This window comes from Croceivirga sp. ABH4_376 (assembly GCF_056160685.1).
Map to the genome: position 1 here is coordinate 32574 of NZ_JBSWXQ010000006.1, position 13664 is coordinate 46237.

Genomic DNA, 13664 nt, shown 5'->3' on the forward strand with positions numbered 1-13664 from the left:
CTAATTCTTTTAGGTATTACTAACTGTTGCCTTTCAAAAGGTTTATGCTAAAAGGGATGGGTAAAAGTTGCATATGAGTAAATAATGTTTAGCTAACATTAGTGGCTTTCTTTTAACCTTATCCTTGCTTTTTATTAATTCTATTTGAAGCATGCCTTAATAATCTTGAAGGATATTTGTTGATAAATAATTAACCAATATTTACAAATATTCAAAAAATGAAAAGAACACTATTCGTTACAATGCTTCTCTTTTGGTGTAGTATTGTGGGATGGGCCCAAACCCAAATAACGGGTACGGTCGTAGATGAAAACAACGTGCCATTACCCGGTGCAACCGTTATGGTTGTAGGAGGTGGTACAGGTGTAGTTACCGATTTTGATGGAAATTTTCAGATTGGTGTCCCTGAGGGTACAACTGCTCTTATGGTTTCCTTTTTAGGGTACTTAGATTTAGAAGTGGACATTACGGGTAAAACCAATGTAAATGTACAATTACAACCAAACTCCCAGGCGCTTGATGAGGTTGTGGTTACCGCTCTTGGTATTAAGAGGGAAACAAAGAAACTGGCCTATGCGGTCCAAAAGGTGTCTGGAGAAGAAATTGCACAGGCAAAAGAGACCAACGTAGTAAATTCTTTGGCAGGTAAAATGGCTGGGGTACAAGTGACCGGTGGTAACTCTGGTGTTGGAGGTTCTTCACAAATCATCATTAGAGGAGAAAACTCTTTAAATCCTAGTCCTAATGCGAACTCACCATTATTTGTGGTGGATGGTATTCCTATAAATAACAATGTGAGTAGTAGGGGTGGAGATGGTAATATGGAGGTAGACTATGGTAATGGCGCCATGGACATTAACCCGGATGATGTGGAAACCATGACCGTATTAAAAGGTCCAAACGCAACGGCTCTATATGGTTCTAGGGGTGCAAATGGAGTGGTCTTGATTACCACAAAATCGGGTAAAGGAACAAAGGGTATCGGCATTTCTTTTACCAATAATACCACTTTTGAAGATATTTTGACCATGCCTAAATATCAAGACAGATACGGGCAAGGTTCTAATTTTCAGTTCGCTTTTAATGATGGTGGTCAAAACCGTTCTTTAACCGGTGGTATTAATGATCATGTAGACGAAAGTTGGGGTCCAGCTATGGATGGCCAATTATTACCACAACACGATAGCCCCACCACAAGTGGTTTGCGCGCTGGTGATGTGCATGTAAGACCAAGAAACGCAGATGGTACATTTGCAGACGAAATTATAGCAACCCCATTCTTACCACAACCTGGAAATATCGAAGATTTTTTTAGAACAGGTTTTACCATGAGCAATAATATAGCCTTAACAGGTGCTAATGAAGATGGTAACTTCCGTGTATCCTTTACAGATTTGCAAAGCGAAAGTATTATTCCTAATTCTGATTTTAAGAGAAGAAGCTATGCCGTAAATGGTACTTACAACCTTACAGATTGGTTAAAGGTTACCGGTTCTATGAACTATGTAAATAGTAGCTCGGATAATAGGCCCAACAACTCCTATGGAACGGAAAACATTATGTATTTGTGGATTTGGTTCGGTAGGCATATTAACATGAATAGTTTAAAAGATTACTGGCAACCGGGTCTAGAGGGCGTACAACAATACAATTACAATTATAACTATCATGACAACCCTTATTTCACGGTTCATGAAAATACTAATGCGTTTAATAAGGATAGGTTAATAACCAACATGCGTGCAGATATTAAAGTGGCAAAAGGGTTGGATTTTATGTTACGTACCGGTTTTGATTATTCTAACGAAACGGACACTCGTAAAAGAGCCTATTCCACACAACGTTTTCCAAACGGTATGTATAGAGAAGATTATGTGTACGCTTTTGAACAAAATACAGATTTTTTATTGGCGTATAATACGGAGCTTAATTCAGATTTCGATTTTGGAGTTTCTTTTGGCGGCAATCACCGTTCGGCTAAAAATAGATATCAACGTATAAGTGCACGTTCTTTAAGTGTTCCGGGTATCTATAATTTTGGCAACGCTGCAGAACCATTGACCTCTTCAGATTATGATAGTGAGTTTAATGTAAACAGCTTGTACGCCTTCTCTAATTTGGCTTATAAAGATTATGCATTCTTAGATGTAACGGCACGTAACGATTGGTCTTCTACATTACCAAAGGGTAATAACAGTTATTTTTATCCATCCGTAGGGTTGTCTTTTATCCTTTCAGATATGTTTCAAATGCCAGAAGCCATAAGCTTTGCAAAGCTTAGAGGTGGTTGGGCAAGTGTGGGTAATGATACCGATCCTTACAATTTGGCCGCAACCTATGGTTTTGGTACAGCTTTCAATGGATTTTCAAGAGTGTATTCCCCTTCGGAATTAAAACTGTCCGACCTTAAACCAGAGCGTACTAATTCTATAGAAGTTGGTGCAGATTTGCGGTTCCTTAACAATCGTCTTGGTTTAGATGTGGCCGTGTACCAGTCCGAAACCAAAAACCAGATTATTTCGTTGCCTGTTTCTAATACTTCTGGGTTTGGGTCTAGAATTATTAATGCGGGTAAAGTACAGAACAAAGGTTTGGAGGTTGCCTTAAACGCAACCCCTGTAAGCACACAAAATTTTAGCTGGAATACCAATATAAATTTTACCACTAACCGGGGTGAGATTAAAGAACTAACAGAAGATTTAGATTTTTATCAAATAAAAAGTAATTACCTAATTGTTGGCGCGGAAGTAGGTGAGCGCATGGGCGATTTGTATGGTACCGGCTTTGAAAAAGTTACGGATAAGAGTAGTCCATTCTTTGGGCAATGGATTATAGATGAGGCATCTGGTCTACCTATTCGTAGCAATGAATTAAGAAATCTAGGTAATTACAACCCAGACTTTATGGTTGGCCTACAAAACAACTTCCAATACAAAAACCTTAATCTAAGTTTTCTTTTTGATTGGAGACAAGGAGGAAGGTTCCATTCCAGGACCGTTGCCATTGGTGGTACAACAGGTATGTTAGATTTTACGGTGCCAGGTAGGGAAAATGGTATTGTGGCACAAGGCGTTATCAATACCGGTACTGCAGACAATCCGGTATATACGCCCAACACCCAGAACGTAGCGGCTTCTAATTATTACTCTCATGTATACAACCGTGGTAATGAGGAAAGCTCAATGTTTGATGCTACCTATGTTAAATTAAGAGAGGTGAAATTAGGTTATAACTTCCCTAAAAAACTATTAAAATCCTTACCGGTAAATGCCGCTAGTATTTCTATTGTAGGGCGTAACCTAGCCTTATGGACAGAGAACGATCATGTAGATCCAGAATCCATTTCTTTTTCTGGTGGCACCATAGTGCCCGGAGTAGAGGATATGGCCTTACCAAGTACTCGTAGCTTGGGCCTAAACTTAAACGTTGAATTCTAATTGGAAAGAAATTTACAGATGAAAGCTTATAAATTTATTACAGCACTTTTGTTTTCCGGAGCGGTACTTGTTTCCTGTACGGAAGATTTTGAAAGCATAAATACCAACCCCAACGCACCAGAACAGGTAAGTGCCAACTTACTTACTTCTACGGTAACTTCAGAAATTACCAGAACATTAACCCAAGAAGGGTATAGTGATGGTAACACCTTAACCCAATTAATGGCTAAAAATAACTTTCCGGGTTTTGGTCAGTTTGATTGGGGAGACCAAGGCATGTGGAATTTCTACTATGGTATTTTACCAGAGGTAAATGATATTCTAGAAATAGCAAGGAAAGAAGGGAGCCAAAATAGTACTTATGAAGGTATTGCCCTTACGTTAAGAGCTTTGTGTTTTGCCAATTTAACAGATTTATATGGGGCCATACCTTATACAGAGGCTATGTCTGGTGATACAGATGGTGTTTTTAGGCCTATATATGATAGTCAAGAAACCGTTTATGATGGTGTTTTGGCAGACTTAGCAGCTGCCGATGTAGCTTTGGCCCAGAACCAAGCAATTGCGGGTTCTACTGGTGATGTTATTTATGATGGTAACCCTAGCCAATGGCGTAAGTTGGCCAATTCCCTAAGATTAAGGTACTTATTGCGTATCTCTAAACAAAGAGATGTATCTGCCCAAATGCAAGCCATTGTTAACGATGGTAATTTTATAAACAACAATGCGGATAATGCCATACTAACTTATAGTGGCACTTCTAATACGGACTCTTGGCCAGAAAGTACCGGACGTATTGGTGGTTTTGATGAAAAAAGTCTATGTACTACGGGTTTAGCATATTTTGAAAATTTTAATGACCCGCGTTTAGAAATTTGGTTCGATAGAAACAGTGATGGCGAATGGGTAGGGATTCCTGTAGGGCTTAATCAGGATAATGCCCGTGCTTATGACGATGCCAATAGTCCTAGTAGGTTAGACGTAAACTTGTTCTATTTTTCTAGAACAGATGCCGAAGCCTATATCATGAAAAATTCCGAGGTTCAGTTTATTCTTGCAGAAGCGGCAGAAAGAGGGTTCATCTCTGGCGATGCAGCGTCTTATTACAATGCAGGTATAACTGCTAGTTTAGCATATTGGGGTGTTGGCGATGATGCCATTTCTGCTTACTTGGCAGAACCAACTGTTGTGTATGATGGTTCTTTAGAACTGTTGCTAACCCAAAAAACTATTGCGCTGTGGAACGTGGATTACCAAGGATGGTTCAATTACAGAAGAACCGGTTTGCCAGCGTTAGAAGCAGGGCCAGATAACTTAAACCAAGGTAGGTATCCGGTACGTTTTTTATATCCATCTTCAGAACAAACCCTAAACACCCAAAACTATGGGGCGGCGGTAGAAGCTATTGGTGGAGATAACATTAATTCTCCAGGATGGTGGGAAAGCGGTTCCAGATATTAACAAAAATGTTCAGTTAGTGTAAAAGGTTATCCTGGCATAATAGCTAGGGTAACCCTTTTATCATTTAAAAAAACAGCTTATAAATACGTATAAAAATGACCAAAGCAAACCAAATTAATTACGCAGTGTTAGCTATGTTTGCGCTAATTGTATCCTGCAATACCAATAAAGAAACCAAAAGAGAGGGCATTGCCCATGTGGTAGTAATTGGGGTAGACGGGATGAGCCCAGACGGAATAGAAAAAGCGCCCACTCCTGTTTTAGATTCCTTAATTGATAATGGTGCAGCAACCATGAATGCACGTTCGGTTTTACCATCTAGTTCCAGTCCAAATTGGGCAAGCATGATTATGGGTGCCGGACCCGAACAACATGGAATAACCTCTAACGGTTGGGAAAAATATGACCATAGGTTACCAACTATAGTAGCTACTGAGGCTGGTACCTTCCCAACAATCTTTACCTTGCTAAAAGACCAAAAACCCGATGCACATCAAGGGGCAATTTATGATTGGGATGGTTTTGGACGCTTATTTGAAAAAACCGATGTGGATTTTGATATAGATGCGGACCATGAAGATAAAACTACTCAAGAGGCAGTAACTTATATACGCGATAATACCCCAGCATTTACTTTTGTTCATTTAGACCACGTAGATCATGCGGGCCACAGCAAGGGGCATGGTTCCAAGGCTTATTATGCTTCAATTACAAAGGCAGATTCGTTAATAGGCGAAATAGTTAATGCTGCCCGTTCTGCCGGTATTTTAGAAAAAACCTTATTCTTGATTGCTTCAGACCATGGTGGTCTTGGGTTTGGTCATGGTGGGGAAAGTCCAGCAGAAATGACCATCCCTTTTATTCTTTCGGGAGCCGGGATAAAGAAAGGATATAGTATAGAAGAGACAGTGTATCAATATGATAATGCAGCAACCGTTGCCTACGCTTTCAATCTAAATACACCCCAATCTTGGATTGGCAGACCTGTAATGGGCGCTTTTATTGGTAATGAAAAACCTGTATTGCGTTACAAACGCAAAGAAGTAATTTCTGCTCCAAAGATACTACCGGATGCTGGTTATTTTGAACCAGCAGGTGGTGCTTTCAAGGCAGATTCTGTAGCGGTAATTATGCAAAACCCAAATAACAAAGGAACCATCAGATATACTTTAGATGCCAGTAAACCTACTATTAAAAATAGCATAGTCTACAAGGATACTTTTTATGTAAAAGAAACTACCTTAATAAAGGCGGGTGTTTTTGAAGGTGAAATGTTGGCGAGTACCCTGTCCGAAGGAAATTTCAGATTAGTTCCCAAAAGCAAAAAAGAGCCGGTAGCGTTTAAGTCCTATATGGTTGAAGGGATTGAAAAAATGCCCGATTTTAACTCGCTAACCCCAAATGCAAGCGGGTACTGCTTGGAGTATAGCCATAAAAATGTTTTGGGTATACAAGCGCAAGAAGAACAGGTAGCTTTGCTTTATGAAGCCTATTTAGCAATTGAGGAAGCAGGCGAGTATACCTTTTTTACCAATAGTGATGATGGGAGTATCCTTTGGGTTAATGATAGTAAAGTTGTAGATAATGATGGTGATCATGGCGTACGCGAACGAAGTGGTAAAATAAACCTAAATGCGGGTAGACATAAAATAAGTGTGGGTTATTTTAACGGTGGTGGTGGCTATCATTTAGATGTAAAATATGCCGGTAAAAACTTACCCAAACAAATTATTTCTGCCAATCAATTGTATCGCACTAAAGAATAGGCCTATGCTAAAGATAAACGTTGAAGCGAATTTTGAAAGGGCCGTAGAGGGAGATGTTAATTTAACCCGGGGCAGGGCAGATTGGCTACAAACTGCTGTGAGCGATAAAACCAAGCAGCTTTTAGAAAAAGATTCCAAATACTTTATGCACCAAGCGCTTTCTACACCCTGTATGGATGTTTTAGGTAAAAATTATGGCGCATATATCGAAAATATTGAAGGAAAAAAGTATTTGGATTTTCATGGTAACAATGTACACCAGTTGGGCTTTGGCCACCCAAAATTGATTCAAAATATTCAAGAACAATTAGCGTACTTAACCTTTAGTACTAGACGTTTTACTAATGAGGTGGCCATAAACTTTGCCGAGAAATTAGTAAGTAGTCTACCCAGTGGTCTAGACCGTATTTTAATGACGCCCAACGGCAGCTCTGCAGTTGGTATTGCATTAAAACTGGCAAGAGCGGTAACCCAAAAATATAAAGTTATTACCTTTTGGGATTCATTTCATGGTGCCTCCATGGATGTGGCTGGTGTAAGCGGTGAGGCTATATTTCAAGAGTATTTGGGACCCCTTGTGCCAGGTGCTATTAGGATACCACCACCAATAGCCTACAGAGGACTTTTTGAGGGCAATGCCGATAAGGTTTTGGAGCATTTGGAGTACGTACTACAGAAAGACAATCAAATTGGGGCTTTTTTAGCAGAAACCGTGCGTAACACAGATGTACAGTTTCCATCTAGACACTTTTGGAAAGAGGCCAAAAAACTTTGTAGTGCCCATAAGGTTTTATTGATTTTGGACGAGATTCCCATTGCTTTTGGTAGAACAGGAAAAATGTATGCTTTTGAGCATTACGGTATAGTTCCGGACATTCTGTGTTTGGGCAAAGGTCTTGGCGGTGGCATAGTTCCGCAGGCCGCAATAGTTACCAAGGATGAATACAACAGGTTTGGCGACATCTCATTAGGGCACTATACGCACGAGAAAAGTCCATTAGGGGCGGCTGCAGGTTTGTCCGTATTACAAATCATAGAAGAGGATCAACTACTTCAAAAAGTAAAGGAAGATGCAGTTTTCATGAAAAATGCCTTACACAAGCTACACAAAAGATTCTCTTTAATTGGCGATGTCAGGGGCAAGGGTTTATTGTGGGGCATAGAGTTGGTCAAGGACCGTAAAACCAAAGAAAAGGCCTGCCAAGAAGCGGAAGAAATTATGTATGAATGTCTAAAGAACGGCCTTAGTTTTAAAGTATCTAAAGGCAACGTTTTACAACTATCCCCAGCCTTGACCATTACAAGGTGCAATTTGGAACGCGCCATAGAAATATTGAACCAAGCATTTTTAAAAATCAACACCATAGCATAAAATGAAAAGAAAAGTAAGATTGGCCCTTTGGGCCATAGCCTGTGTAACCAGTGTAGTGGCACAGCAACCCACTTTTGTGGTTAAACCCTATTTACAAGATGCCGAACCCAATTCTATTAAAATCATGTGGGAAACCAGTTCTGGCGAAGAAAGTGTGGTAGAATATGGAACTACCGAGAAATTAGGTAAAAAGACAACGGGTATAGCCTATGACGTTAATTTTTCGGCCACACGAATACACGAAGTAAAATTGGAAGGCCTTAAACGCTTTACCACCTATTACTATCGCGTTAAAACAGCAGGCTTAAAATCGGCTATCTATCAATTTAAAACGCCTCCATTTGCAGAAGAAGCAGAACCGTTCAATTTAGTGGCCATGAGCGATATGCAATACGATTGGCAGTATCCAGAGAAGTTTGAAGAAATAGTGAATGAAGGGGTAATTAAATACCTTAAGAATGAATTTGATGGCAGTGTTCCGGATAATTTAGCCTTGGTTATGATTCCGGGCGATTTGGTTTCTACAGGGTCTAATTACAATCATTGGACCCAGCATTTTTTTAAACAATCTGCTAATTTGTTTTCACAGGTGCCCGTATATCCTGTGTTGGGTAACCATGAGCAGAACTCGGTCTTCTATTTCAAGTATTTTGAGTTACCAAAAAACGGAACCCCGGCCTATGCAGAGCATTGGTGGTTTAAAGATTATGGCAACATTCGTATTATTGGCTTAAATTCCAATGAAGGCTATCGCGATTCTAAATATCAATTTGAATGGCTAGAGAAGGTATTGGAGGAAACGGCAAACAATGCCGATATAGACTTTGTTTTTGCGCAGTTGCACCATCCACATAAATCAGAACTATGGATACCGGGAGAGGAAGCTTCTACTGGTAAGGTGGTAAAACTATTGGAGCAATTTTCCGATAAAACCGGGAAACCAACACTACATTTTTTTGGACATACCCATGGTTATTCTAGGGGGCAAAGTAAGGAGCACGACCATCTATGGGTAAACGTGGCCTCTGCAGGCGGTGCGCTAGACAATTGGGGCGAATTTGAAGGAAGGGATTATGAGGAGTTTACCAAAACGGAAGACGAATACGGATTTGTCATGGTTACCATAGATCCTGATAAAAACGACCCTAAAATGACCCTTAAGCGCATATCTAGGGGCAATAACGTAGATGGCCTTAAAGATAACGAAGAAACGGACCGGGTTACGGTATATCGTTTTAAAAAAGAACCAAACACTCCAGACCCTATCTCTCCCAAAGATTCCTTAGTAGATACATTATTTGTAACCCTTAAAGCCGGGACTTTTTCTGGTGGTCGTAAAGGGACTTTCCATGCGGCTAGCCAGTGGCAAATTGCAACGGATAGTACTTTTGATAAACCAGTTTTTGATAGTTGGAAACAGTTTGAAAATTGGTATTATAAAGAAAATAGGCAAAAAGATGACGATTTAACCGATGAAGTGTCCACTAGATTAAACCCTAATACTACCTACTATTGGCGGGTACGCTATAGAGACCAATTTTTAAATTGGAGTAAATGGTCTATTACAAATAGCTTCAAAACCAAATAAGCAAAAAAAGCACGCTATTATTAGCGTGCTTTTTAAGTTTAAAGTTGTTATGTTTAAAAGGTTTGTAGTGTGTGCTATTGGTGTATTAATATATTGTAAAAGAGAGGTTTAGTTTTGGTAAACCTTTAAAATATTGTGGTTTTTCTGCAAAGAAATTTTAAATGCTATTTATAAATTTAAGCATTCCCCGAAATGAATTAAAGTAGTTTTAAACTTCCCTCAATACTTGCAGTTATTCTTTAGAGTAGTTGCTAAATTTTAATTTAACATAGTTGAAATGCCAAACGAAAACAACAAAATTTTCCATTTAGGCTTATCTATGGCTGGTGCTGTGTCTGCGGGTGCATATACTGCTGGTTTTGTAGATTATTTAATTGAAGCCTTGAATGCTTGGGAGGAAGCAAAAACATGGGAAGAAAAGGATAGGGGTGCTATTCCAATGCATCAGGTTAGTATAGATGCTATAGGCGGAGCATCCGCTGGTGGTATGGTTAGTATGATGACTGCACTCGCTTTTTATCAAAAAGAATACGTTCCGGTAAAAGAACCAGTGAATACAAAAACTGGTAATTTATTGTACGATAATTGGGTATTTCTAGATGATGATAAAGTAGAAAGTAAAAGCAGTGATGGCGGTAAAACTACATTTGAAAAAATGCTTAACCTAGATGATTTGGAAAATCAATCTTCTGTAGTTTCTCTCTTAAACTCAAAACCTATTGACACTATTGCAGAACGGGTATTTAAACAATTACCAGCAAATGCAAGCTTAGAAAATTTTCCAAAATATGTTTCAAAAGGTCTAAGAATATTAATTACACTTACTAGTCTTACTCCGATAAAGGAATCAATTAACTTAAGTAAAATAAAATCTAATTTATTTAATCTGAATCCGGAGCATAATATTTATTACCATGATGTAATAGCTCATTTTAAAACTGATTATGCAGAGGAAGAGGATAAAGACAAATTTTTACCTTTTAGTCCGTTAGATAACCAACTAGATTATAATCGGGATTTCCTTATAAAAACAACCATCGCAACAGGAGCATTTCCAATCGGTTTGGCTCCACGTTATTTTGATGCTGATTTTACAATTAAATATCTTAAAAATAGTCTAGTCTTTAGAAATGGACTTGAGTCTACTAATGAGGTGTTTAATGAGGAAAAGGAATTAAATCATAATCAAAAGGAATTTACATCCTTCACGGCAGTAGATGGTGGTACTATTAATAACGAACCGTTTGATGAAGTACTAAGGTGTTTAAAGCAATTACATGGAGAGGTAGACCCTAAAAATCCAAAATACGGCACCATGCTCATTGACCCCTTTCCTAATTTTACAAGTGCCACTAATTTAAATTATAGGATTGAAGGTATTCTAAATCTTATTGGTAGTTTAATACCTACTATACTAAATCAGGCAAGGACTAAACGGAGTGATGTGTTTGCTACGAACCTTTATAAGGTCATGTCTTTTCCTAGGAAGTATGAATTAGGAAAAATAAAGGAACCTCTTGAATATCCATTAGCAACAGGGGCCATAGGTGGCTTTGGTGGTTTTTTAGATATTAAATTTAGACAACACGATTTTTTCCTAGGTAGAAATAATGCAAGAAAATATTTACGTCATTTTTTAATGTTAGAATATGATCCCAATGATGTGAATAATTTATTTCATGGAGTTACGGAGGAAGCTGTTAATGAATTCGGTAAAAAGTATAATGATAAAATCTACATGCCGATTATTCCAGATGTTAGCAAATTACATCCTAATGACGACCCTAATCCAACCAAGTTTGATATTCCAGACATGCCTAGATTAGACAGAGTAGCACTAAATAAGCTGAAGCAACCAATAAGAAAACGAGTAAAAAAAATATTGAAAATTGAATTAGACCAGCGAATGTCTGGTGTGTTTTGGTGGTTGTCCAAGAGGTTTGTAATCAGTTTTGTATCTAAAAGAATCACTAATTGGGCTACAAAATCTATTGAATGTGATTTTACCAAAAGGGGAATGTAAAAAGACCATCGTTTACTATAAACACAATCAAATTACCATCACCATAAAGTCATGAAAGAACAACAAATATTTATCCCAGATGCCAAAGAGATTCTAGAAATTAAAAGTTTACGCAATAAAACAGGTTTAATTAAAGATTTCATTGCCACAGCGCCAATAGATACTATCACCAAAAAGCAAATTGATAAAACGGTATTGCCTAAAGTCTTTAACGAAAGGCAAATCAATACCTGGGATTTGGTAGATATTAATTACCTGCAGAAGGGCTATATTGTTTCCCGTTCTGTATGCAAGGTATATTCAAGAGATTATAAAGGTCCATTTACGGGTACGGGCTTTATGGTTTCAGAAAACTTACTAATTACCAATAATCATAATTTGCCCAATAGGCAGGTAGCTAAAAAGGCATTTGTTGAATTTGACCATGAACTAGGACCAGATGGGTTTCCAAAAAATCAACATCGTTTTGTTTTGGATCCAGAGAAAGCGTTTTGGACAGATGTAGATTTAGATGTTACCATTATTGCCGTTAATCCTTTTAGCCAAGCAAATAAAGCATTAGCCGATTATGGATTTTTAAGTCTTGACCCAGAAGAAGGCAAAATAGAGGTAAATAATTTTATCAGTATAATTCATCATCCAAATGGCGAATTAAAACAGGTTGCATTGAGGGAAAATAGGTTAATTCAAAAAAAACAGAAAGTATTGGTTTATGCCTCAGATACTTCTAACGGCAGTTCTGGTGCTCCATGTTTTTCAGATAAATGGCAGGTAGTTGCCATACATAGAAGAGGTATTCCAGAAACAAAAGAAGGCGACTCAAAGCTTATCAAATTAAAAAATGGCCAATACATGACGTGGGAGGCTATTGAGAATCTTCGTATCCTAGAAAGTGACATCGTTTGGATGGCTAATGAAGGTACTCGAGTTAGCGTCTTGATAAAAGCCTTAAAAGAATCAGATGCAGCAAAGGAATACCCATTAATTACAGAATGGCTTAACAACCTTGGGCCAATAAGTTTTGATAATATTACCCAATATGGTTCAGAAATAGCTCATAGCCCTAACAGCTTTATTGAGAACAGAAGAGCTGACAAGGATTATGAGAAAAGGAATGGCTATCAAAGTTCGTTTTTAGGGGTGGAATTACCCAAACCAAATTTAGATAAGGCACAAGAATTATGGGGGTCTACCTCTTTTAATAGCGATACGGGAGAAGCAGAGTTCACTTATTACAACTATTCTTTATGGATGAGTAAAAACCGTAGAATGGCTTTTGTCTCCGCAGTAAATATTGATGGAAAAAATCATAACCAGCGCCCTAGAAAGGAATTTGGAGGCGATAAGTGGGAGTATGATGGAAGACTTCCGGAGCGTTTGCAGATAGGTAATTGGTTTTATGGCAATGAACCAGCAAGGTATAATAGTAATTATTTTGATAGGGGGCACTTGGTACGAAGAACAGAACCTACTTGGGGGCCAACGGAAAGTGCTAGGTTAGCCAATGATGATACGTTTCATTGGACCAATTGTTTGCCTCAATACAAGTATTTTAATCAAAACTCTAGACATTGGCAGGGTATTGAAACGTATTTGTTGGATGAAGGGGCTATTAAACATAATTTACGTATGTCTATTTTTTCCGGGCCAATTTTCTCAAAAGAGGACACGGTACATAGAGGTGTGCAGATTCCAAAGAAATTTTTTAAAATAGCTGCTTTTTTAGATATAAATGGTAGTTTGGTAAGTGCTGGTTATATTTTAGACCAATCTCAATGGGTAGAAATTATAGACTTTGAAAAAGCATATGAATTGGATGTGAAATCAGTGCGACAACCAATACATACTATTGAAAAGTTAACAGGTATACAATTTGGTGAAGCTATTTTAAATGGAGACGCGGCTAACAGCTTACAACAAGATGCCAAAGCCTTAAAAAGTTTGCCAGACTTATTCTCAAGTTATGAAATAAGTATTTAAAAGGTTTTGCTTACTTATGTAAGCTAACTGATTTGGA

General features: G+C 38.2%; 7 protein-coding genes. All 7 read left to right on the top strand.

The window, feature by feature from the left end; all coding sequences use genetic code 11:
• Nucleotides 1-218: 218 nt before the first annotated feature.
• Nucleotides 219-3437: a SusC/RagA family TonB-linked outer membrane protein gene (locus ACXAGS_RS12920; RefSeq protein WP_474907284.1), complete on the top strand. Its 3219-nt coding sequence runs from the start codon at nucleotides 219-221 to the stop codon at nucleotides 3435-3437.
• 18 nt (nucleotides 3438-3455) lie between these two features.
• Nucleotides 3456-4898, top strand: a complete 1443-nt coding sequence (locus ACXAGS_RS12925; RefSeq protein ID WP_474907286.1) for a SusD/RagB family nutrient-binding outer membrane lipoprotein — start codon at nucleotides 3456-3458, stop codon at nucleotides 4896-4898.
• A 95-nt stretch (nucleotides 4899-4993) separates the two neighbouring features.
• Nucleotides 4994-6664 (top strand): alkaline phosphatase family protein, encoded by a 1671-nt coding sequence (locus ACXAGS_RS12930; protein WP_474907287.1) that lies wholly within the window; start codon nucleotides 4994-4996, stop codon nucleotides 6662-6664.
• Between the two features lie 4 nt (nucleotides 6665-6668).
• Complete coding sequence (pbfA, locus tag ACXAGS_RS12935; RefSeq protein WP_474907289.1) at nucleotides 6669-8036, top strand: (R)-1-hydroxy-2-aminoethylphosphonate ammonia-lyase; 1368 nt, start codon at nucleotides 6669-6671, stop codon at nucleotides 8034-8036.
• Between the two features lies 1 nt (nucleotide 8037).
• Nucleotides 8038-9624, top strand: coding sequence for a purple acid phosphatase family protein (locus tag ACXAGS_RS12940; RefSeq protein ID WP_474907290.1), 1587 nt, complete (start codon nucleotides 8038-8040; stop codon nucleotides 9622-9624).
• A 277-nt stretch (nucleotides 9625-9901) separates the two neighbouring features.
• Entirely contained in the window at nucleotides 9902-11647 is a 1746-nt protein-coding gene (locus ACXAGS_RS12945) for a patatin-like phospholipase domain-containing protein (protein WP_474907291.1), read from the top strand.
• 51 nt (nucleotides 11648-11698) lie between these two features.
• Entirely contained in the window at nucleotides 11699-13627 is a 1929-nt protein-coding gene (locus tag ACXAGS_RS12950) for a DNA/RNA non-specific endonuclease (RefSeq protein ID WP_474907293.1), read from the top strand.
• The last annotated feature ends 37 nt before the right edge of the window (nucleotides 13628-13664 follow it).

Coding starts and splice junctions, on each gene's coding strand:
- ACXAGS_RS12920 (WP_474907284.1), top strand. CDS start 219: ATGAAAAGAACACTATTCGTTACAATGCTTCTCTTTTGGTGTAGTATT.
- ACXAGS_RS12925 (WP_474907286.1), top strand. CDS start 3,456: ATGAAAGCTTATAAATTTATTACAGCACTTTTGTTTTCCGGAGCGGTA.
- ACXAGS_RS12930 (WP_474907287.1), top strand. CDS start 4,994: ATGACCAAAGCAAACCAAATTAATTACGCAGTGTTAGCTATGTTTGCG.
- pbfA (WP_474907289.1), top strand. CDS start 6,669: ATGCTAAAGATAAACGTTGAAGCGAATTTTGAAAGGGCCGTAGAGGGA.
- ACXAGS_RS12940 (WP_474907290.1), top strand. CDS start 8,038: ATGAAAAGAAAAGTAAGATTGGCCCTTTGGGCCATAGCCTGTGTAACC.
- ACXAGS_RS12945 (WP_474907291.1), top strand. CDS start 9,902: ATGCCAAACGAAAACAACAAAATTTTCCATTTAGGCTTATCTATGGCT.
- ACXAGS_RS12950 (WP_474907293.1), top strand. CDS start 11,699: ATGAAAGAACAACAAATATTTATCCCAGATGCCAAAGAGATTCTAGAA.